The organism is Pseudonocardia sp. D17, from assembly GCF_036984265.1.
Lineage (GTDB): Bacteria > Actinomycetota > Actinomycetes > Mycobacteriales > Pseudonocardiaceae > Pseudonocardia > Pseudonocardia benzenivorans.
The window spans coordinates 190497-212414 of record NZ_BPRG01000050.1; the positions used below are offsets into that span (position 1 = coordinate 190497).

Here is a 21918-nt window from a genome sequence, read left to right on the forward strand (position 1 = left end):
AGCGCGGCGGCGTGCAGCCGTCGTGCCTCGTCGGCCTCGCCCGCGGCCGCGGCGACCCGTCCGCGGGCGGTCAGCACCGCGTGGCCCGACCCGGCCCCCGCCAACGCCTCCCGCGCCGCCGCCACCTGCCCGCGGGCCAGCGCGATCTCCGCCGACGACAGCAGCGCCTCGTCGGGCAGCGGGGTGCGGCCCGCCGCCGCCCACAGCTCGCGGGCGTGCGCGACGTCGGCGGTCGCGGCATCGAGCTCCCCGTGCCGGAGCAGGCTCGCCGCCCGGTGACACAGCACCTCGGCGCACTCGTCGAGCGCACCCAGCTCCTCGTGCAGCCGCAGCGCGGCGGCCCACAGCTCGTGCGCCCGGGTCCACTCCCCGCGCCGGCTCGCGATCAGCGCCGACCAGTCCAGGGCCTGCGCACCGCCCCACCGCTCGCCGAGCGCACCGAACGCCTCCCGGGCCGCGGACAGCTCCGGTTCGGCCTCGGCAGGTCGCCCGTCGAGCAGGGCGAGCAGGGCGCGGCTGAGCCGGTCGAGGGCGCGGCTCCACGCGTCGGACCCGAGCAGCCGCGGGTCGGGGTCCGAGCTGTCGGGCGGTCCCGCGACCATGCCCCACAGTGCCGCGCCGAACGGGTAGCGCAGCTCCCGGCCGTGCGTGCGCATGATCGCCTCGCCGCGCGCCCAGTGCTCGGGGGCGGCGCGCGGCACGGCGTGCGCCACGACCGCGACGTACTCCTCGGCCATGCCCTCCGGCACCTCGGCGGCGAGCAGCTCGGCCGCGACCGGACCCGGTCTGCTGTGCCGCCCGGAGAGCCACCAGTACGCGGCGAGCGCCGCGACCAGCGCGAACGCCGTCGGCCGGTCGTGGGTGGCGGACCAGCGCAGTGCCGCAGTCAGGTTCGCGTCCTCCGCGGACAGCCGGGCGAGCCACCGCAGCTGGTCGGCCCCGCGCAGCTGCGGGTCGGCCTCGCGGGCCAGCGCGAGGTGGTGACGGGCGTGCGCGGCGGCGACGGCATCGCGCTCGCCGGCCTCCTCGAGCCGGGCGAGGCAGAACAGCCGGACCGTCTCGAGCATCCGGTAGCGCTCGCCGTCTGTCTCGACGAGCGAACGGTCGACCAGGTCGGCGAGCACGTCCTCGCCGACCCCGCACACCGGCTCGACCGCCTCGGCAGGCGCCCCGCCTGCGAAGATCGCGAACCGGCGGGCGAGCGTCTGCTCCTCGGCGCCGAGCAGGTCCCAGCTCCACGCGACGACCGCCGCCAGCGTGCGGTGCCGGGCGTCGGCGGTGGGATCGCCGCGCGACAGCACCCGGAACCGGTCGTCGTCGGAGAGCTTGCGCGCCAAGGTGTCGACGCCGAACGTCCGCAGCCGCGCCGCCGCGAGCTCGACGGCCAGCGGCAGACCGTCGAGGTCGGCGCAGATGGCCTCGACGGTGGCGGCGTTGCCGTCGTCGACGACGAATCCGGGCCGCACCGCCGCGGCCCGCTCGGCGAACAGGCGTACCGCATCCGGCAGCGGGCCGAGCGGCAGCAGCGTCTCGCCGGTCAGGCCCAGCGGCTCGCGGCTGGTCGCGAGCACCCGCACGCGCGGACATGCGGTGAGGACGGTGCGGGCCACGGCGCCCGCCCCGCCGACGACCTGCTCGCAGTTGTCGAGCACCAGCAGGACCTCCTGCCCGGCGAGTGCCGTCACGAGGCGGTCGAGGGGCCCGTCGGAGCCGGTGGGGGAGTCGCGCACGCCGAGCGCGGCGAGCACCGCGGCGGCGACGGCCTCGCCGTCGTCGGCCGGCCCGAGCGGGGCCAGCTCGACCCAGCACACCGGTGCGCCCGTTCGGGCGGCGTGCTCGGCGGCCAGCCGCGTCTTGCCCATGCCGCCGGGACCCAGGATCGTCACCAGCCGGGCGTCGCCGAGTGCGGCCAGCCGATCGAGCTCCACCCGCCTCCCGACGAACGACGTCAGCTGCGCCGGCACCCGGCGCCGCCGACGCGGGGCGGGGTGCTCGGCCCGCAGGATCGCCGCGTTCACCTCGGCGAGCTCCGGGGACGGGTCCGCGCCGAGCTCGGTGCGCAGGAGCCTGCGGACCTTCTCGTACTCCTCGAGTGCCTCGGCCGGCCGGCCCGCGGCGTGCAGGGCACGCATCAGCAGCCCGCGCAGGTGCTCCCGCATCGGGTGCTCCGCGGCGAGCGCCGCCAGCGTCGCGACGGACGTGCCGCCAGGCAGCGCCAGCTCGGCCTCGGCGAGGTCCTCCCGGGTGTCGAGGTGCAGCCCGTCGAGCCGGGTCGGGTCCGGGCCGGGCGGCAGGTCCGGAACTGCGGGCCCGCGCCACAACGCCAGCGCCGCCCGCAGGACGGCGGCCGCCTCGGCGGTACGGCCCGACCGCAGGAGCCTGCGCCCCTCGGCCGCGAGCCGGGCGAAGCGCAGGGCGTCGACGTCGTCGGGATCGGCCACCACCCGGTACCCGCCGCCGGTGAACTCGATCGTCCCGGGTGGCAGGGCCCGCCGTAGCCGCGACACCTGTGCCTGCACCGCGTTGGCCGCACCCGCGGGCGGGTCGTCGCCGTACTGGCCGTCGACCAGCGCCTCCACCGGGACGACGCGCCCGGCCCGCAGCAGCAGCATCGTCAGCAGCGCCCGCGGCCGAGGGCCGCCGACGGCGACCTCCTCACCCTCGGGGGTCCGGACCTGCAGCGGTCCGAGGATGCCGAACTGCACGATCTCCATCCTTGCAGGGCGGCCCCCGAGTGCAGGAGCTGCGCCGGGGGCGCGCCCGGGAGATCGCGCGCAACCTCACCGTCGTCGGGTGGCCGTCGGGGAGCAGTGGGTTGCGCTCGGGTGGGTGTCGCGGACCACGCCGGTGAGCGCCGGGGTTGCGCTCCCGAGAGCGGGCGCAACCTCACGGTCGCCGCGACGCCGCGACGCAGCAGTCAGGTTGCGCTCCGGGGCTGCCGCGGCGACTTCCGTCGTATCCACCGGATGGGCATCATCGCCTGCCACTACCGGGCCGCGGAGGGGCGGCACAAGGAGATCGAGCTCGCCGCGCACGAGCTGCTGCAGTACCTGGACGCCGCCACGGCCTAACGGATCTCGCGCAGCACCTCCTCGGTGTGTTGCCCCGGCGTCGGCGGGTTGCGGAGCGCGACGTCGGGGGACAGGAACGGCAACCGCGGCAGGGCGGGGGCGCCAGGAGGGGCGTCGACCGGGTCCACCAACATCCGGCGTTCCTGCGCGACGGGGGTGGCGAGGGCCTCGTCGAGCCGGTTGACCGCGGACACCGGGACCTTGGCGTCGCCGAGGAGCTTCTCCAGGTCACGACGGGTGTGCAGCGACGTGCGGGCCTCCAGCAGCGCGTGCAACGCCTCCCGGTTCACGACGCGTTCGCCGACCGACCCGAACCGCGGGTCGTCGGCGACCTCGGGGACGCCGAGGGCGGCGCACATGCGTCGGAAGATCGCGTCGTTCCCCGCGGCGACCATCAGCTCGCCGTCGGCGCAGCGGAAGGTCTCGTAGGGGGCGGCCATCGGCGTCACCGCACCGGTCTTGACGGGCGGGCGGCCCGTCGCGACGAGGTTGACCATCTGGTGGCACATCAGGGCGAAGCCCGAGTCGACGAGCGCGACCTCGACCCGCTCCCCGCGGCCGCTCTCCGACCGGCGGGCCAGCGCCGACATGACGCCCATCGCCGCCCACATGCCCGTCGTGATGTCGACGACCGACGCCGGCACCCGCGCCGACGGCCCGCCGGGGTGCCCGGTGGCGTCGACGATGCCGGTGAAGGCCTGCACGACGGGGTCGTAGCCGGGCAGCTCGGCGCCGAGCGGGCCACGGCCGAAGGCCGACACCGAGCAGTAGACGAGCCGCGGGTTGCGCGCCGACAGCGTCTCCCACGACAGCCCGAGCCTGTCGAACTTCCCTGGCCGGTAGCTCTCCATGACGACGTCGGCCCCGTCGCACAACCGCAGCGCCGTCTCGCGTCCCGCGTCGGTGGTCAGGTCGAGGACGACGCTGCGCTTGTTGCGGTTGAACGTCGTGAAGATCGTCGAGATGCCGTCGGCGGCGAAGGGCGCGAGGCGGCGCGAGTCGTCGCCACCGGGCTTCTCGATCTTGATGACGTCGGCGCCCTGGTCGGCCAGGATCATCGCCGCGAACGGCCCGGCGATCATGGCGGTGAAGTCGACGACCCGCAGCCCGGCGTAGGTCCGACCGGGGCTCGTCACGGCCGGGAGGGGTCGAGCACCGGCTTGATCTCGGCCATGGCGCGCATGGCATCCATGGCCCGGTCGAGCTCGGAGAGGCCGTAGGTCGAGCCGAGGATCCGGTTCCAGTCGAAGCGGTCGGAGAACCGGTCGAGCGCGTCGAGGGCGACGGCGTAGTCGCCGATGTCGCCGCTCATCGAACCGCGGATCCGCAGCCCGTGGCCCACGATACGGGCGACGTCGACCTCCTGCCGGGGGCCGCCGAGCGTGCCCATCAGGACGTAGCGGCCGTTGCGCCCCGTCATGTCGATGCCTTCCGCGCCCGCACCCGGGGCGCCCGCCATCTCGAACCCGACGCTCGGCCCGCCGCCGGTGAGGTCGCGGACCAGCTCGACGCGTGCCGCCGGGTCGGGGTGCTCGTCGACGGACACGACGTCGGTGGCACCCCATTCCTGCGCGACGGCCAGCCGGTCGGCCGGACCCCCCACGACGACGAGCTTGCGGGGGCCGTGCAGGGAGGCGAGCGCCGTCGTGAACAGGCCGACGGGACCCGCGCCCTGGACGAGGACGGTGTCGGTGAACTCGATGCGCCCCATGACGTCGAGCGCGCGGACGACGGTGCGCACGGCGCAGCTGCCCGCCGCGGCCCAGGTGCTCTCGACACCGTCGGGGACCACGAGCCGGCCCGCTCCCGGGACGACGTAGCCGACCTCGGCGAACGTTCCGGTGAAGTGCGGCGGGCGGCTGCAGTCGGACATGTAGCCGATGTAGCGCTGCGGGCACAGCGTCGGCTCCTTGTCCAGCGTGCACTGCCGGCAGCGCCCGCACGGGGTGTGCGCCCAGACGACGCGGTCCCCGATGCGCACGGGGTTGCCGAGGCTGTCGACGTCGGCGCCCGCGCCGATCGCGGTGACGCGCCCGGCCATCTCGTGGCCGAGGATCAACGGGAGGGAGATCGGGAGGCGTCCTTCGAGGTCACCGGCCCACACGTGCACGTCGGAGCCGCAGACGGTGGCGGCCTCGATGTCGACGACGAGCGCGCCCGGCTCGGGCTCGGGGCGGGGGAACGTCTCGACGGTGAACGGGGCCCGGTACTCGGTGAGGACGGCTGCTCTGGCGTCGGTCACCCCCTCTTCCTAGCCGATCCCGCCGCGACGCGCCCGGGTTCTCCGGGGTCCCGAGGCCGGGCCCTCGATCGGGTGAGGTGCCGGGCCGGAGCGCTCGGCGATGCCACTCTGACGCCATGCGCGAGGGTGGGCGACGGGTCACGACCGCACTCGCGGGTGCGGTGGTCGCCGGTGCGGTCGTCGTGGCGGGTCTGGCGGGTGTCCCGACGCCCGCGGCGGCGGCCGCGCCCCCGCCGACAGCCCAGCCGACGGCCCTGCCTCCGGCGCCCTCCGCCGCGCCGAGCACCCTGCCGTTGCTCGTCCCGCCGACGTCCGAGCTGCCGCTGCTGGTCCCGACGAGCACCGTCCCGGCGACCGCGTCCGCTCCGGCCCCGGCGCCGACCTCCTCGGTCGTCCCCACGACGGGACCGTCGGCTCCGAGCGGCGTCACGATCTCGGGGCTGGACCTGCACGACGGCACGATGCTGCAGTCCGGCGGTGTCGACCTGCTCTACGGGACGATGTACGGCTGCGGGTTCGAGTGGGGCGTCTCGTCACCGTGGTGCGGGTTCGGGGTGTCCGAGGCGTCGACGCCCGCAGGCCCGTGGTCGGCCCCGACGCGCCTGTTCGCGCCGACCGACGTCAGCCCGTTCACGGGTACGACCTGGCAGGCGATCTGCGGCGACTCGGGCGCGGGCTGCTTCAACCCGCGCATGTTGCACCGCAGCGGCTGGGGTGACGACGACGGCGCCTGGATCCTCTGGTTCAACGCGCCCGACGACTTCGCCCGGACCCGGGCGAACGCGTACTACGCCATGGAGTGCGCGGGCCCCACCGGCCCGTGTGGCGGTGCCGGCCGCACGACGACGAAGCCCTCGCTGCACGACTGCACCGACAACGGCGACTTCTCGCTCGTCCCCGACGACCCCCGCCCGCCGATGATGCTGTGCACCATGGCCGACCAGACGCTCGCGTCGGAACGGCTGAGCGCATCGGGCACCGCCGGCGCCGGCGGCGGCTCGCACGACCTCGCGGGCCTGACGAACACCGAGGCCCCCGGCGCCTACCGCGACCCGTCGACGGGGACCTGGATCCTGACCTACAGCGACCCGAACTGCGGGTACTGCGCCGGCGCACCGACCGGGTACGCGACCGCGCCGGGTCTCGACGGGCCCTGGACCGCGCCGGCCAACACCAACCCCGACTGGGGCGCGCCGCCCTCGGGACGCCGGGCGATCTCCGCGACGTCGTGCGGCGGGCAGAGCCGCACCGTCGTCACCCTGTCCGGGCAGGCCTATCAGCTGATCGACCTCTGGCTCGGCACGCGCAACGAGACGCGGGCGGGTATCCGGCTCGAACCGCTGGTCTACCGCGGCGCCTCGGCGCCGGGGACGCCGCTGCAGGCCTTCGCGCCGTGGACGTGCGGCGCCGTCGAGGGCGGCCCGCACGGGACGGGGCACCGCGGCTCGGCCGCGTCCCCGGGGTGAGGCCGGAGCGCCGGGAGAGTCACCGCATCAGGCCACGCCGACGTAGGCGAGCACCCCGTCGAGCGCGCGCTCGAGGTGGACGAACTCGCCGGTCGACTGGTACATCGACGCCCCGCCCTGCACGGCCGCGAGCACGACCGAGGCGGCGGCCTCCGGGGCGACGTCGCCACCGCCACCGGGGGTGGCGACGTCGCCACCGCCACCGGAGGACCACAGCCGCGCGACGGCCTGCGTCATCAGGGCGTGCCAGCGCGTCTGCATGTCGACGACGATGCCCTCGGCCTCCGGACCGGTCCGCGAGATCTCGACGACGAGCGCCGTGACCGGGCAGTACCGCCCCAGCTCCGAGTAGCGCGCGATCACGGCGGCCCGCCAGGCGCGCCACGACTCCGGTGTGGACAGGTCCTCGATGTAGGGCTGCTGGTCGGCGATCACCCGGTCGGCCTCGAACCGGGCGATCGCGGCGAACAGCTCGGAGCGGCCGTCGGGGAAGTAGTGGAAGAGCTGGCTCTTGCTCGCGCCGGTGCTGGTGCAGATCCGCTCGAGGCTGACACCCGCGGTCCCGTTGGTGCGCAGCAGTTCGGCGGCACCCTCGAGGATTCGGCGACGGGTCTCCGCGCCCTTGGCCGTCAGCACCCGCTGCATGGCACGATCCTACGTGCGTCGCGGACGGTCCGAAACGGCCCGATGGCCTTCCGTCGCCAGTCCACTCACGCCGTCGTCGTCAGAGTGCGTCGCTGCGTGGCGGTTTCCCTTGCGCGAGCTGCTCGTCCCGGCGTGAGGACAGGGGCGACGACGTCCGCGATCGCCCGCATCGTCGTGACGTGCCCGGTGAGCCGCACGGCCGGCGGGCTGGTCTGGACGACGAGCTCGGTCGCCCAGTGCAGCGCCGGGTCGCGCCGCAGCCGGGCCACGGTGACGGCCGGGTCCTCGCCCGCGGGGACCAGTCGCGACACGGCCACCCGTGGGCTGCCCGCGGCGCGTGACCAGTACCGCGCCAGGTCCGCGGCGACGGGGGAGCCGGCGACGTCGGCGGGGCGACCGGTGAGCACCCCGATCCCGCGAGCGGCCGCCTCGTCGATCGCGACTCCCGAACCCGTCGCCCACCAGAGTCGCTGCGCGACCCCGGGCGCCGCCGGCACCAGCCGTGGACCCCGCAGGACGGTGCGCACCCGGTCGAGGACGGCGAGCGTCTCGTCGTGGCGGGCGCCGTGGTCGCGGCCGAACGCGGCCGCGGCGGCGGCGTCGGTTCCGGTGCCGACCCCGAGCTCCAGCCGGCCGCCGGACAGGGTGTCGACGACGGCGGCGTCCTCGGCCAGTCGCAGCGGGTCCTCGAGCGGAGCGGCGACCACCCCGGTCCCGAGCCGGATGCGCGACGTCGCGGTCGCGATCGCGGCCAGCAGGACCAGCGGGGAGGGCAGGAGGCCCGCCGAGTCGTCGGCGTGGTGCTGGGCGACCCAGAACGTGTCGAAGCCGAGCTCCTCGGCGGCGACGGCGGCGGCGATCGTGTCGCGGTAGGTCTCGGCGGGTGCGCCCCGACCGCTGACGTGCGTGAGGTAGCCGAGCCGCATGTGCGGAACGTAGCGCACCGTTGACACACCGTGGCGCCCGCCGTCACCGCTCGGGCCGGCCGCGACCGACGGAGCAGCGGGCGGCCGCGCGGCCATCGGACCAGCGGCGGCCGCGCGGACCACCGGATCATCGGCCCACCGCGGTGGCTACCGGAGCAGCTCGAGGAACCGCAGCACGACCTGCATCTCCAGGCTGCCCCGCGCCGACCGCCAGTCCTCGTCCCCGAGCACGGCGTCGATCCGTGCGATGCGCTGGTAGACGGTGTTGACGTGGACGCCGAGGGCCCGGGCGGTCGCCGGCGGGTTGCGGTCGTGCGCGAAGTAGCAGCGGACGGTCTCGACGAGCGGCGTCCCGTGCTCGCGGTCGTACCCGGTGAGCGGCCCGATCCGGCGATCGAGCAGCGCCCGCACGCGCTCGGGGGCCACGTCGTCGAGCAGCGCCCCGAGCACTCCCAGCTCATCGGCGGCCACCCCCTGACCGGCGCGCCCCAGCGCCCCGAGCAGCCGGGCGCTGCGCGCCGCGCCGGGATGCAGGTCGCGCAGGGCGGCGATCTCGCCCGCGGGGCCGTCCGCGCCCGCCGCCACGGGTGTCCCGGTCGTCGCCGACAGCGCGGCCGCGACCCGGCGGGCCGCCGCCCCCGCGTCGGCGTCGGGCAGCACCAGCACGGCGAGCCCGCCCTGCTCACCCGCGAGGCCGCCCTCGTCGTCGGCGAGATCGGCGGCGGCCGCGAGCAGGGTCCGCCGCGGCAGCGTCCCGCCCACGACCACCACGACGCAGTGCGCGCGCCCGGGATCGAGCACACCCAGGCGCGCGGCCCGCCGCTGCAGCACGTCCGGGTCCGCGGCGGACGCCCCGACCAGGTCGGCGACGAGCTCCGCGCGTAGCTCGCGGGCGACGCCGTCGGTCTGCCGGCGCATGAGGACGAGCAGCGCCGCGGTCTGGGCGGCGCGTTCGACGATGCGGGCGTCGCCGTCGTCGAAGGGAGCCGCGCGGTGCACCCGCAACGTCCCGAACGACTCGTGGCCCGCCTGCACGGTGACCTCGCGGGCGGCGCCGGCTCCGGCAGCGGGGAGAGCCGCGCCCGCCTCGGCCAGTACCGAGCCGTCGACGCCCACGAGGCTGACGCCCGCGTCGAGCAGCGCCGCCACGGCCGTCGCGAACTCGTCGAGCCCGGCCCGGCGCAACGCCATCGGCATCAGCTCCTCGTGGGCGCGGGCGGCGCGTTCGAGCGCCTCGCGGTGGGCGTCGAGCCGGGCGTTCGCCGCCCGCAGCCCGGCGGAGTCGGCCTGCACCCGCTCGAACAGCCGCGCGTTCTCGATGACGATCGCGGCGTGCGCCGCCAGCGAGGCGAGCAGCGCGATCTCGTCCTGGTCGAACGTGCGGTGGTGCCGGTCGGCGGCGAACAACGCCCCGATCACCGCGCCGCCCGAGGTCATCGGCACGCCCGCGATGCTGACGACGGCGTCGGCCGCGACCGCGGCGGCGACGTGGGGGTCGTGACGGATGCGCTCGTCGTTGAGGTAGTCGGAGGTGGCCAGCGGCCGCCCGGTCTGGATGACGTAGCCGCCGACGCCGTAGCCCATCGCCTGCCGGACCTGGCGCAGCGCGAGTGTCCGGGTGCCGGCCGTGACGCGCATGTAGGCGTCCCCGGTGTGCTCGTCGACGAGCGCGATGTAGCTGGAGTCGCAGGCCAGCAGCCGGCGTGCGCGGTCGACGATCGCGACGAGCACGTCGTCGCCGGGGCGCAGCGAGGTGAGGTCCGCGGCGGTCTGCAGCAGCGCCTGGCCCTCCCGCTCGCGCCGGGCGGTGCGCTCCAGCAGTGCCCGGACCCGCCCCGCGTCGGCGAGGGCCGCGGCGACGGCGGGTCCCGGCCGGTCGGTGCCGTCCAGGACGGCGGTGAGCTCCTCGGCGGGGGCCTCGTCGGCCAGCATCCGCAGGAGCGCGGTCAACGACCCCGTGCTCGTGCTGTGCTCGGCGGCGATGGGCACGCGGCGAACCTCCCTCACGTCCCCGTCGCGGGGACGAGCTCCTCCAGCGGGATCTCCGCGGTGAGGCGGTGCAGCTGCAATCCCAGCTGCATGGTGACCGCCCCCTCGCCCTCGCGCCAACGGCGGTGCCCGAGCACCAGGTCGATGCGGTCGAGGCGCTGGTAGACGGTGTTGGGGTGGACCTGCAGGGTGCGCGCGGCCGCGCGCGGGTTCTGCCCGGCGGCGAACCAGGCGTCGAGGGTGTCGAGCAGCAGCGCGTGGTGGGTGTCGTCGTAGCGGCGCACCGGGTCGACGGTCCGGCCCAGTAGCGCGCGAACCTGCTGCTGGGTGGTGCCGTCGAGGATGACGCCGAGCATCCCGAGATCGGTGGGACACGCGCCCTGGCCGTGGCGCCCGAGCGCGACGAGCAGGCGCAGGCAGCGCTGCGCCTCGCGGTGCCGCGCCCGGATCTCGGCGGCGGAGTCGGCCGGCCCGGCGACGCCCGCGGTGACGACCCCGCCGGCCAGCCTCTCCAGCTCGGACGCGACGGACCGGGCGACGGCGTCGGGGTCCTGGCGCGGCAGCACCATGACCACCCGGCCGTCGTGCTCGGTGGCCAGCCCCCCGCGCACCCCGACGTACTCGTTCGCGGCCCGTAGCAGCCGGGCGCGGGTCACACCCGTCGCCGCCGCGACCACCACGGTGTGCGCGACCCGCAGGTCCAGCGCACCCGAGCTGCGGGCCCGGCGCGTGAGCGCCGCCCAGTCGGGCTCGCGCGCGGCGAGCAGGTCGTCGATCAGCTCGCCGCGCACCTGGTGCTCGGCCGCGCCCACCTGCTGCTCGATCAGCAACATCAGCGCCGCGGTCTGGGCGGCCCGCTCGAACGTCCGGACGTCGGCGTCGGAGGGCACCTCGTCGGTGACGAGGACGAGATGGCCGAACGTCTCGTCACCGGCGCGCACCGGGACCGTCCAGCACGTCGGTGTGCCGCCGGGCTGGGCGGCGTGCGCGTCGTGCGGCGGCGCCGGCAAGGGGCTGGGAAGGTCGCCGTCGCCGCTGGTCACGAGCAGGCCGCCGTCGACGCCGACCGCGGCGACCGTGCCACCGAGCATGCTCGCGACGGACTCGACGAGCTCGCCCAGGTCGGCGCGGCGCAGCGCCAGCGGCATCATCTGCTCGTGCGCGGCGCTCGCCCGCTCCAGCGCCCGCTGCCGCTCGGCGAGCTCCTCGTTGACCGCGCGCAGCTCGGCGGCCGTGCGCTCGGCCCGCTCGAACAGCTCGGCGTTGCCGATGACGATCGACGCGTGGTCGGCCAGCGAGCACAGCAGGTCCATCTCGGCGTCGTCGAACGCGCGCTCGTAGCGGTTGGCGACGAACAGCACCCCGATGACCTCGTCGCCGAGCCGCAACGGCGCGCCCGCGATGCTGACGATGCCGTCCTCGATCACCGCGTCGGTGACGTGGGGGTCGCGGGACAGCCGGGCGTCGGCGAGGTAGTCGGCCGTCGCGAACGGCACCCCGGTGGCGACGACGCGGCCGCCGATGCCGGTGCCCACCGGCTGCCGGATCGACTCGATCGCCTTGGTCAGGGTGCCGAGCGTGATCCGCATGTAGACGTCGCCGCGCTCCGGGTCGCGCAGCGCGAGGTAGGTCGCGTCGGTGCCGAGGAGCTGGCGGGCCCGCCGGACCATCGCGTCGAGGACCTGGTCGACGTCGCGCATCGCGGCCAGGTCACGTGCCGACTCGACCAGCGCGAGCGCCGCCTTCTCCCGCCGCCGACGGTGTGCCAGCAGGTCGCGGACGCGTCCGGCGCTGCCGAGGGCCAGGAACATCTCGTCGCGCGCCGGCCCGGGCGGGCAGGCCTCCACCTCGGCGGCCAGCAGGTCGAAGGCGGCGGGCGGGGCCTCGGTCGCGAGCAGGTGCAGCAGCCGTGCGGCCAGCCGTTCGGCTGTCCGGGGAGCCGGGTCACCGTCGGCCATCGTCGCTCACCTGCCTTCTCGTGTCGTGACGTCACTCACCCGGCCTGCCGCCCGCCCGGACCACCCGCCGTTCACGCTAGGCGGGCGGTCCGGCCGACGGGCATCGGCCGATCAGGCGCTCAGGCCGCGGGCAGTCCCGCGTTCGCGCCGAACTTCGCCGCGACCCGCTCCTGGCTGACCCTGGGCGTCCAGCGGTCCTCCTCGTCCGCCCAGACGTCGCGCAGCTTCGGGATGACCTGGGTGCCGAACAGCTCGTTGTTGCGCATCGCGACCTGCTCGGGCAGGTCACCGACGTGCATGCACGTGATCAGCTGGCCGATGCGCAGCTCGGTGGCCAGCTCGCGGACACGCTGCTCGACCCGCTCGGGCGTGCCGGCGATGATGTAGCCGAGCTCGTCGTACTCCCAGAACGACAGCTCGCCGCGCGCCGCCTTCGTCCGCTCCTCGGCCGACTGCGTGCGCGCCCGCTCGAGGTTGGCCCGGATCGAGGGCAGGGTGTTGTAGCCGGGCGGCGTCGCGAACTCCAGCCCGGTCGGGTTCTGCCGGTAGAAGTACTTGACGGCGTCCGCGTACTGCTCCTCGGCCTCCTTCTCGGAGTCGGCGCAGCAGATGATCTGGGTGAACGCCATCCGGTTCGGGTTCATGTTGGCGCTCTGGCTCGCGGTGTAGTCCCAGAACCCGCCGACGATGGGCGCCGCGCTCTGCTTGCCGGAGAACGACAGGTAGCCGTAGCAGTAGTCCAGCGCGTTGACGACGTCCCAGGTCTCCGGGCTGCCCGAGCCCGGGATCCAGACGGGCAGCTCGTCCTGGATCGGCCGCGGCCAGGTGTTGACGTAGCGCAGCTGGGTGTACTTCCCGTTGAACGCGAAGGGCTCCTGCGCGGTCCACGCGCGCGTGATCAGCTCGCGTGCCTCGTGGAACCGTTCGCGCAGCTCGATCGGCGGCACACCGTAGGAGAACGCGGTGTCCATCGGGGTGCCGAAGACGATGCCCGCGATGATCCGGCCGCCGGAGAGGCAGTCGAGCATCGCGATCTCCTCGGCCACCCGCACCGGGGGGTTGTAGAGCGCCAACGAGTTGCCGCACAGCGCGATGGCGGCGTTCTCGGTGGTCGCGGCGAGGACCGACGCGATCAGGTTGGGCGACGGCGTCATCGCGAGGGTGGTCTGGTGGTGCTCGTTGAGCAGCAACGAGTCCCAGCCGAGGGTGTCGGCCTGCTGCATCAGCCGGATGTAGAGGTGGTAGTCCTCGCCGACCTGCTGCGGGTCGGCCACCGAGATCGGCGGCGTGACCCACGAGCTGTGGACGGTCTCGCCGAAGTCGGCGGGCAGTTTCGTGTAGTACTGCTGGGCGAACCAGTGGAACTTCACTTCGTCAGCTCCTGCTCTCGAAAGAAGGGGGCGTCAGCCGGCCGTCATCCCGCCGCCGTCGACCCGGTAGACCTCGCCGTTGACGAACTCCGAGTCGTCCGAGGCCAGGAAGAGGACCATGTTCGCGATGTCCGACGGCTCGCCGACCCGCGGCGCCGCGACACCGGCGAGTGCCTGGGCGGGTAGGTCCGGCACCGCGTCGAGCAGCTGCTGGGTGCGGATGACGCCGGGTGCGATCGCGTTGCAGCGCACGCCCTGCTTGCCGTGCTGCGCCGCCACGTAGCGGGTCAGCCCGATCACCGCGGCCTTCGACGACCCGTAGGCCGTCAGCGCGGGGGAGCCGCGCAGGCCGGCGACCGACGCCATGTTGACGATCGAGCCCCTGCCCGCCGCGGCCATGTGCGGCAACACGTTCTTGCACATGACGAAGATGCTGCGGACGTTCGTCGCGAACGCGCGGTCCCACATCTCGATCGAGGTGTCGACGACCGAGCCGTCGGTGAACCACGCGTCCGGCCCGACGAGCGCCGCGTTGTTGTGCACGACGTCGATCCGGCCGTGGCGCCCGATCACCTCGGCGACGAGCGCCTCGATCGAGGCGGCGTCGGTGGCGTCGAAGTGCAGGGCGGAGGCACGTGCCCCGATCTCGTCGGCGACCTGCTTCGCCCGGTCGAGGTCGATGTCGGCGACGACGACCTCGGCACCCTCGCGGGCCAGCGTCCGCGCGGTCTCCCGTCCGATGCCCGCGGCGCCGCCGGTGACCAGCGCGATCTTGCCCTCGACGCGGCCGGTCACGACGCGTCCCGGGCGGTGAGGAACTCGCTGACGACGGACACGAACGCGTCCTCCTGCTCGATCTGCGGGTAGTGGCCGGCCTCGGGCAGCACCTCGAGCCGGGCGTCGGGGATGAGCCGGGCGAACTCGTGGGCGTAGGAGACGGGCAGCAGCCCGTCGGACGCGCCGTGCACGACGAGGGTCGGCGCGTGCACCAGCGGCAGCCGCCTGCGCAGGCCGCGGTCGGCGATGGGCCACATGAACTTGGTGGCCGAGCCCAGGTTGCGGGCGCTGAACAGGATGGCGGCGTGCGGGTCGTCCGGGTCCGCGACGAAGTTCGACGGCTCCCGCTCGGGCGGGGTGCCGTGCCACTTCGCGGCGGCGACCTCGGCGGCGGGACCGAACGGGTCGAGCGCGGGCTCGTCGTCGAGCCACAGCCCGAACGCGTCGACCAGCACGAGGCGGCGGACGAGCTGGGGCGCGAGCACGGCCAGCTCCGCGGCGAACATGCCGCCGAGGGAGTGCCCGACGACGTCGATGCGGTCGACGCCCCACGACGCGACGAGCTCGCGATGGAACAGCGCCACGTCGTGGACGTCGACGAAGGCCTCGAAGCCGGTGGAGCGCCCCCAGCCCGGCTGCTCGGGGGCCAGCACCCGGCGGTCGGCGGCCAGCCGGGTCAGGAACCCCGCCCCGCCGGGATGGCGCTCGTATCCGTGCAGGTAGAGCAGCGGCTCGCCGCTGCCCTGCTCCCACACGTCGACGTCGAACGCGCCGACGTGCGGGATCTCGAGGGTGGTCACGCGGTCCTCCTTCCGGCGCGGCACGACGGATGAGCGTCGTGTCCGCGCAGCGAGTCTGTGGCGGCTGCCCGGGATGGACAACGGGACGATGTCCACCCCGGGCGGCATCGGTGTGTGCGGAGACCCATCCGCCGGGTGGCGGGCCTCAGGTGGTGAGCGACGGCTGCGCCGCCGGTTCGGCCTTCGAGGCGACGGCCTGGTGCACGCGCACCTCGCGCGAGAGCAGCACCGGCACGATGGCCAGGGCGAAGATCACCGCGCCGACGATCCAGACCGTGTTGAGCTGCGCGCGGCCCTCGACGGCGGTGTTGATCCACTTGCCGCTCTGGTCGGTGATGATCCAGCCGACGGCGACCTGCATGGCCGCCGACGCCCCGTTGAGCGTTCCGGTCACCTCGGGACGGGCGATGCCCGACCAGTAGCTGTTGACGGTGCCCCAGAACATCGGGTCGCACAGGAACGCGAACGCGCCGATGAAGAAGCCCCACAACACCCAGGTCGAGTTGTCGAGCACCACGCCCATGAGGAACCCGACGACGCCGCACGCTGGGCCGGCCACCAGCCACGGCCGGGTGCGACCACCGAAGAACCGTGCGACGAGGGAGCCGTTGACGAGCCCGAACAGCACGGGCACGACGGCGATGAGCGGGCTGACCCAGGCGACGGTGTCGGGGTTGACCTTCTCGAGGGTGATCAGCCCGTAGGGCAGCCACGGCCCGGACAGCCACGTGGGCGTGGTGGCGAACGCCGTCGCGATGATCATCGTGAGGACGCTGCGGCTGCGCAGCGCCCGGCCGAGCTCGCGGAAGGTGAGCTTCTCGCGGACCGTCGCGCCACGGTGCTCCTCCTGGATCGTGGCGATCTCGGCGGCGCTGATGCCACGCAGCTTCTCGGGCTTGTTCGACGTGAACAGCAGGAGCAGCACGAGCGCCGGGATGCCCAGCGCCGCGACGATCAGGAACGCGTCACGCCACGACAGGTGGTTGGCCAGCGGCAGCGCGATCGCGGGTGCGATCACCCCCGCGACCAGGCAGGAGCTCATCCAGGTCGACGTCGCCCGTGCGTTGAGCGCACCGGGGAACCACACCGAGAGCAACCGCTGCGACGGTGCCCACAGGAACCCGAAGAAGATGCCGAACAGGAAGTTCCGCCACCACATCTCCTCGTAGGTGTGGACGAAGGCCATCGTCGCCGACAGCACGGTCACACCGGCGATGCAGATGACGAGCATCAGCTTGGCGCCGATGCGGTCGGCCATGATCCCGGCGAGCAGCAGCAGGGGGAAGTAGCCGAGCAGGTAGCTCGCGGTGACGCTGGAGATCTGGGCCGTCGTCAGGTGCAGGTCGACCGACCAGAACGGGTTGAGCAGGCTGAACTTCGCGCTGTCGAGCCAGACGACGAAGTTGAGGAAGAGGATGCTCGCGAGCATCAGGCCGCGCTTGCCCGCGAAGAGGCGCGGAGACGCGGTCGCGGTGATCGACATGGTTGTCCTCCGGTCGGCCGGCGGCGGTGCCGGCGCGGATCGGCCCGGACACGGCGGGCGGATGCGCCCGCGACCCGGCGGAGGTCCCCCTGGGAGGGACCTCCGCCGGTTGACGTCCGGGGTGGTGCGTCCTGAAAGGACCGAGGGGCGGCCGTGCAAGGGCGTCACCACGAGGACGCCCCGGTTCATGACGTGGTGACCGGTTCACTGTGATCGCGCTCGCACCCGCTCACAACGGGAGGACGACCAGGCCGGCCAGGGTGCGGGTGGTCGGATCCACACTGCGGGATCCGTGTGGTTCACCCGGTGAACTGACCACCCGCCGGATGGAGCATCTGTCCGGTCATGAAGGACGACTCGTCGGTCGCGAGGAACAGGCACGCCGCCGCGATCTCCTCGGGTCGGCCGAGCCGGTTCATGGGGGTGATGCTCATCGCCGACGCGAACGCCGCGGGTTGCTGCTCGATGCCGTCGATCATCGGGGTGGCGGTGTACCCCGGCCCGACGGCGTTGACCCGCACCCCCGTCGTCGCCAGCTCGAGGCCCAGCACCTTCGTGAGCATCCAGACCCCGGCCTTGGAGACGCAGTAGGGGGCGGCCCCCGCCAGCGGGATGCGCGCGGCGCTGGACGCGATGTTGACGATCGAGCCGCTGCCCTGCGCGACCATCCGCCGCGCCAGCGCGCGGTCGGTCTGCATCACACCGACGACGTTGACGTCGAGCACCCGCTCGAACGTCTCCGTCGCCAGATTGACCACGTGCGTCGCGTTCGCGGCGTCGCCCGCGCGGGTCTGGACGTTGCTCGGGCCCGCGGCCGTCGCGATGCCGGCGGACGCGACGCCCACGTCGACCCGGCCGAACCTGTCGACGGCCGCGGCGACGAGCGCCTCGCAGTCGTCCTCGCTGGTGGTGTCCGTGCGCAGGTACACCGCGCGGCCACCGGCCTTCTCGACCTCGGCGACCGCGTCGTCGCCGGGGGCGAGGTCGCCGATGACGACGTCGGCCCCCTCGGCCGCGAAGCGGACGGCGGTGGCGCGGCCGATGCCGCTCGCCCCACCGGTGATCACGGCGACCTTGCCGTCGAGCGCACCCATCTGGGCTCCTCTTCTCCGAGAACGTCGGGGGTCAGGGACGGTCCGGCAGCACGACGACCTTCACCGAGCCGTCCGTGGCGTGCTGGGCGGCGAAGGCCTCGTCGACCTTCGACAGCGGGATGCGGTGGGTCACCAGCGGGGCGACGTCGACCGCACCGCTCGCCAGCAGCCGGAAGGCCTCCGTCGCGTCGTCGCCGGTGTAGGCGAACGTGCCGCGCAGCCGCAGCTCCTTCTGCACGACGGTGTCGAGGTCCACGCGCGGCCGCGAGCCGGACAGCCCGGTGAGCGCGACGACGCCGCCCGCCCGGGTGACGGCCGTCGCGACGCTGATCATCGCCTGGGCACCGGAGCACTCGAAGAACGCCGCGACGTTGCCGCTGCCGGGCTGGTAGGGCGAGTCCGAGGTGCCCCAGCGGTCCCGGACCGCGGCGACGACGCCGTCGCCCCCGCCCTCGCGGGCGTCGAGCACGTCGATCCCGGCGGCCGCCGCGATCTGCAGCCGCGGTGGCGAGACGTCGACCCCCAGCACGTCGGCGGCACCGTAGGCCCGCAGGACACGGACCACGCACTGCCCGATCGAGCCCAACCCGGCCACGACGATCGGCGCCGCGAGGTCGGCGTCGACCGTGCGCACGGCGCGGACCGCGACCGACAGCGGCTCCAGGAACGCGCCCTCCTCGAACGACATCGTGTCGGGCATCCGGAAGAGCCGGGCGCCGGACTCGGCGTGCGCGACGAGGACCTGGTCACCCAGCCCGCCGAACGAGCTGTGCACGGGCCGCGCGCAGAGGTTCGACGACCCGGCCGCGCACTGGGCGCAGGACCCGCAGGGCCCCATGGGGTTGACCGCGACGCGGTCCCCGACCGAGAAGGCGGAGACCTCGGACCCGACGGCGCCGACCGTTCCGGAGAACTCGTGGCCCATCGGGTCGCCCGTCGAGATCCAGGCACCCTCGGCGAAGGCGTGCACGTCGGAACCACAGATCCCGCAGGCGCCGACGTCCAGGACGACGTCGTACGGGCCGGCCTGCGGTGCCGGCACCTCGACGAGACCGACCGTGCCGATCGTCTGCCATCGCGTGGACCGCACGGTGCTTCTCGCGGTCGCTGTCACAGCGCACCACTCTCCTCGACGTCGTCGTCGGTGGGATCGGGCAGAGCACCCGGGAGGCCGTCCGGACCGGGGTGGGCCGGGCGGCGGGACGGTCCGACTGTAGGAACCGGCATCGGGCCGGCGCGATGTGAAGGGCTCCACGAAATCCGCGGCCGGAGTGGTCACCGCTCCGTTGCCGGGCCCGTCGTGGCGACCCACGATGATCGGGCCGGCGTGCAGGCGGCCGGCGTCGCGGCGCCGGCGAGCCGCGTGCCGGGGGCGGTCCCGTCGTGAGTGGCGATGGTCGCCGTGGCGACCTGCCACTCACAGACCGCAGGTCCCGAGGGGAGAACCGATGGCACAGTCCACTGTGAACGGGGTCCGGCTGCACCACGAGACCGTCGGGTCGGGCCCGCCGCTGCTGCTCGTCTCGGGCCTCGGCGCGAGCTCCGCGGCCTGGGCGGGCGTGGTCCCGGTGCTCGCGCAGCGCTACACGGTGACGACGCTGGACAACCGGGGGACCGGCCGCAGCGACGTGCCGCCCGGCCCCTACGCGATCGACGACCTCGGTGACGACGTCGCGGCGCTGGTCGACCGGCTGGGGGCCGGCCCGACGGCGGTCGTGGGCTGGTCGATGGGTGGTTCGATCACCCAGTCGCTGCTGGTGAGGCACCCCGGGGTCGTGTCGCGGGCCGTGCTGCTCAACGCCTTCCCGTCCTACACCCGGCTCCAGGACGCCTGGCTCGACGCGGGCCTCGCGCTGCGCCGCGCGGGGGTCGACCCCGTGACGACGGGGATCGACTCGATGCCGTGGGTGTACACGCCGCGGCTGCTCACCGACCACGACGCCGCCCTCGCCGCGGCCGAGCTCGCGCGCAAGGACCCCTACCCGACCACGCTCGCCGGGTTCGAGGCGCAGGCCGCCGGGCTGCGCGTGTACGACTCGCGACCCCACCTGCCGCGGGTCACCACTCCGACGCTGGTGCTCGTCGGGGCCGAGGACGTCCTCACCCCCGTCGCGCAGTCCGCCGAGATCGCGGCCCTCGTGCCGACGGCGAGACTGCAGGTGCTGCCCCGCGGCGGCCACGGCATGGTGCTGGAGTACCCGGACGACACCCTGGCGGCGATCACCGCGTTCCTCGACGAGGCGCCCGGGGCGGCGTCGTGAGTCCGCACCGGCCGGCCCGGCCGGGCACCGTCGTCGACCGGGGCGACGAGCGCGACCGGAAGGCGGGCCCCGCGCGGTTCGGGGCGGGCCGGTGACCGCTGGTCAGGGGCTCACGGGCGGCCGGCCCGTCGTCCTGCTGGACGACGCCGGGCCCCACCCCGGCACCGGCGTCCTCGTCGTGGCGGCAGCGGCCGTCGACCCGGCGACCATGGCGTTCGTGGTGCGGGCGAGCAGCGGTGTGGTCGGCGTCGCGCTGCCGGAGGAGCGGCTCGACGCCCTTCGGGTGCCGCCACAGGTGGCGGGCGCCGCAGGACCGGATGCCACGGCGTTCGCCGTGTCCGTCGACCTCCGCCGCGGGATCACGACCGGCATCTCCGCCCGCGACCGGGCCGCGACCGTCCGCGCCCTCGCCGACCCGGCCCTGCGCCCCGACGACCTCGTGCGCCCGGGGCACGTCCTGCCGGTCCGGGCGCGTGCCGGCGGCCTCGCCGAGCGGCCGCGTCCCGCCGAGGCCGCGCTCGCCCTGTGCGAGGCCGCGGGAGTGCAGCCGGCCGCCGTGCTCGCGACGCTGGTCGGCGCCGACGGCGACGCCGCCGGGCCGGTCGCCGCCACGGCGTTCGCGACCGGGCACGGCCTCACCACCCTCGCCGTCTCGGACCTCGCCCGCCCGTCGGGGAGCCGGCCGCCGTTGCGCCGCAGCGCACCTGCCGTGATCCCGACGCGCCACGGCCCGTTCACGGCCATCGCCTTCGACGACGGCGCCGCCGAGCACCTCGTGCTGGTGCGCGGGAACCCGGGTCGCGGGTCCGCGGTCGCGGTGCACGAGGAGTGCCTCGCCGCCGACGTCCTCGGCTCGCTGCGCTGCGGCTGCGCCGGCCGCCTCGACTCCGCACTGGCCGCGCTCGGCCGCGGCGGGTGCGGTGCCGTCGTGCTGCTGCGGGCGCCCCGCCGCGGGTTCGCCGCGGACCCCGTCGGCTGCACCGCGGGACGTCGCCCGCCCGGCGACCCCACGGCCGACCGCATCCTCGCCGACCTCGGCCTCACCGCGCCGACGGCACTGCCCGACCCGCTCGCCGACGCGGGCTGACGACCGGAGACCCCCTGATGAGCGACCTGACGACCGACCCCGACGCCCTGCCCGTCCTCGAGGCGCTGCACACGACACCGGCCCGTCGCTATCTCTCCACCGACCCCGTCCCCGACGAGGTCGTGTGGTCGATGCTCGACGCCGCCGTGCGGGGACCCTCGGGCGGGAACTCCCAGGGCTGGGGCTGGGTCGTCGTCACCGATCCCGACGTCAAGAAGCGCGTCGCGGGCTGGTACCGCGAGAACTGGAACGCGGTCTACGGGAGCAGGCGCGCTGAGATCCTCGCCCAGCCGCCGGGCACGCCGGGCCTGAGCCGCAACGGTTTCCTGGGTGCCGAGCACCTCGCCGAACACCTGGAGGACGCGCCGCTGTGGATCTTCCCCGTGCTGCGCGGCGCCGCGGGCGCCACCGACCCCATGATCGGGGCGTCGATCTACGGCGCGGTGCAGAACCTGTGCCTCGCCGCCCGCGCGCACGGCCTGGGCACCTCCCTCACGACGCTCTACCGCGGCCACGAGGACGAGCTGCGTGAGCTGCTCGGCCTTCCCGACGACGCCCTCACCATGGCGCTCGTCCCGATCGGCCGGCCCGTCCGGGGCCGCTGGGCACAGCCGCGGCGCCGGCCCGTCGAGGAGGTCGTGCACTGGGACCGCTGGGGTGCAACCCGCCCCCGTGAGGGGCGCTGACCCGGGCCCGGGTTGGGCCGTTCGGGTGGCCGGACGTGCCTCGTCGTGCGGGCGGTGCGAGAC

Annotated in this window: 17 protein-coding genes; 4 read left to right on the plus strand and 13 right to left on the minus strand. The window is 74.8% G+C overall.

What is annotated here, in order from left to right:
- From PSD17_RS11020 to PSD17_RS11030, 3 genes are all read right to left on the minus strand, one after another.
- On the minus strand, positions 1-2714 hold a 2714-nt coding region (locus PSD17_RS11020), incomplete at its 3' end, for a BTAD domain-containing putative transcriptional regulator (RefSeq protein WP_339122569.1).
- Between the two features lie 353 nt (positions 2715-3067).
- Positions 3068-4207, minus strand: coding sequence for a CaiB/BaiF CoA transferase family protein (locus tag PSD17_RS11025; RefSeq protein ID WP_339122570.1), 1140 nt, complete (start codon positions 4205-4207; stop codon positions 3068-3070).
- Positions 4204-5313, minus strand: coding sequence for a zinc-binding dehydrogenase (locus tag PSD17_RS11030; protein WP_339122571.1), 1110 nt, complete (start codon positions 5311-5313; stop codon positions 4204-4206). The genes PSD17_RS11025 and PSD17_RS11030 overlap by 4 nt, the downstream gene beginning before the upstream one ends.
- A gap of 116 nt (positions 5314-5429) precedes the next feature.
- Between PSD17_RS11030 and PSD17_RS11035 the strand changes: the two genes are divergently transcribed.
- A complete protein-coding gene (locus PSD17_RS11035; RefSeq protein WP_013676214.1) occupies positions 5430-6779 on the plus strand; it encodes a hypothetical protein in 1350 nt (449 codons plus the stop codon).
- A gap of 27 nt (positions 6780-6806) precedes the next feature.
- On the opposite strand, the gene PSD17_RS11040 is transcribed toward PSD17_RS11035, so the two are convergent.
- The 10 genes from PSD17_RS11040 to PSD17_RS11085 all read right to left on the minus strand — a co-directional run bounded on the left by PSD17_RS11040 (position 6807) and on the right by PSD17_RS11085 (position 18911).
- A complete protein-coding gene (locus PSD17_RS11040) occupies positions 6807-7424 on the minus strand; it encodes a TetR/AcrR family transcriptional regulator (RefSeq protein ID WP_339122572.1) in 618 nt (205 codons plus the stop codon).
- A 65-nt stretch (positions 7425-7489) separates the two neighbouring features.
- Entirely contained in the window at positions 7490-8368 is an 879-nt protein-coding gene (locus PSD17_RS11045) for an LLM class flavin-dependent oxidoreductase (RefSeq protein ID WP_339122573.1), read from the minus strand.
- A gap of 129 nt (positions 8369-8497) precedes the next feature.
- On the minus strand, positions 8498-10339 hold the full coding sequence (locus PSD17_RS11050) for a helix-turn-helix domain-containing protein (protein WP_339122574.1): 1842 nt from the start codon (positions 10337-10339) through the stop codon (positions 8498-8500).
- 14 nt (positions 10340-10353) lie between these two features.
- Complete coding sequence (locus tag PSD17_RS11055; RefSeq protein WP_158703464.1) at positions 10354-12297, minus strand: helix-turn-helix domain-containing protein; 1944 nt, start codon at positions 12295-12297, stop codon at positions 10354-10356.
- A gap of 119 nt (positions 12298-12416) precedes the next feature.
- Positions 12417-13667 (minus strand): LLM class flavin-dependent oxidoreductase, encoded by a 1251-nt coding sequence (locus tag PSD17_RS11060; protein WP_013676209.1) that lies wholly within the window; start codon positions 13665-13667, stop codon positions 12417-12419.
- A gap of 33 nt (positions 13668-13700) precedes the next feature.
- On the minus strand, positions 13701-14462 hold the full coding sequence (locus PSD17_RS11065) for an SDR family NAD(P)-dependent oxidoreductase (protein WP_013676208.1): 762 nt from the start codon (positions 14460-14462) through the stop codon (positions 13701-13703).
- The gene (locus PSD17_RS11070; protein WP_013676207.1) at positions 14459-15244 is read right to left on the minus strand and encodes an alpha/beta fold hydrolase; all 786 of its coding nucleotides are present in this window, start codon (positions 15242-15244) and stop codon (positions 14459-14461) included. The genes PSD17_RS11065 and PSD17_RS11070 overlap by 4 nt, the downstream gene beginning before the upstream one ends.
- Positions 15245-15389: 145 nt before the next feature.
- Positions 15390-16727, minus strand: coding sequence for an MFS transporter (locus PSD17_RS11075; protein ID WP_013676206.1), 1338 nt, complete (start codon positions 16725-16727; stop codon positions 15390-15392).
- Positions 16728-17026: 299 nt separating this feature from the next.
- The gene (locus tag PSD17_RS11080; RefSeq protein ID WP_013676205.1) at positions 17027-17821 is read right to left on the minus strand and encodes an SDR family NAD(P)-dependent oxidoreductase; all 795 of its coding nucleotides are present in this window, start codon (positions 17819-17821) and stop codon (positions 17027-17029) included.
- A 31-nt stretch (positions 17822-17852) separates the two neighbouring features.
- Positions 17853-18911, minus strand: a complete 1059-nt coding sequence (locus PSD17_RS11085) for a zinc-dependent alcohol dehydrogenase (protein ID WP_339122575.1) — start codon at positions 18909-18911, stop codon at positions 17853-17855.
- 358 nt (positions 18912-19269) lie between these two features.
- On the opposite strand from PSD17_RS11085, the gene PSD17_RS11090 reads away from it, so the two are divergent.
- The 3 genes from PSD17_RS11090 to PSD17_RS11100 all read left to right on the plus strand — a co-directional run bounded on the left by PSD17_RS11090 (position 19270) and on the right by PSD17_RS11100 (position 21855).
- On the plus strand, positions 19270-20082 hold the full coding sequence (locus PSD17_RS11090; RefSeq protein WP_339122576.1) for an alpha/beta fold hydrolase: 813 nt from the start codon (positions 19270-19272) through the stop codon (positions 20080-20082).
- Positions 20083-20173: 91 nt separating this feature from the next.
- Complete coding sequence (locus PSD17_RS11095; RefSeq protein WP_013676202.1) at positions 20174-21169, plus strand: 3,4-dihydroxy-2-butanone-4-phosphate synthase; 996 nt, start codon at positions 20174-20176, stop codon at positions 21167-21169.
- A gap of 17 nt (positions 21170-21186) precedes the next feature.
- A complete protein-coding gene (locus PSD17_RS11100) occupies positions 21187-21855 on the plus strand; it encodes a nitroreductase family protein (protein WP_013676201.1) in 669 nt (222 codons plus the stop codon).
- Positions 21856-21918: the final 63 nt, after the last annotated feature.

Bases quoted from the DNA above. Each gene is read 5' to 3' on its own strand.
- PSD17_RS11035 (WP_013676214.1), top strand. From the start codon at position 5,430: ATGCGCGAGGGTGGGCGACGGGTCACGACCGCACTCGCGGGTGCGGTG.
- PSD17_RS11040 (WP_339122572.1), bottom strand. From the start codon at position 7,424: ATGCAGCGGGTGCTGACGGCCAAGGGCGCGGAGACCCGTCGCCGAATC.
- PSD17_RS11055 (WP_158703464.1), bottom strand. From the start codon at position 12,297: ATGGCCGACGGTGACCCGGCTCCCCGGACAGCCGAACGGCTGGCCGCA.
- PSD17_RS11075 (WP_013676206.1), bottom strand. From the start codon at position 16,727: ATGTCGATCACCGCGACCGCGTCTCCGCGCCTCTTCGCGGGCAAGCGC.
- PSD17_RS11080 (WP_013676205.1), bottom strand. From the start codon at position 17,821: ATGGGTGCGCTCGACGGCAAGGTCGCCGTGATCACCGGTGGGGCGAGC.
- PSD17_RS11090 (WP_339122576.1), top strand. From the start codon at position 19,270: ATGGCACAGTCCACTGTGAACGGGGTCCGGCTGCACCACGAGACCGTC.
- PSD17_RS11100 (WP_013676201.1), top strand. From the start codon at position 21,187: ATGAGCGACCTGACGACCGACCCCGACGCCCTGCCCGTCCTCGAGGCG.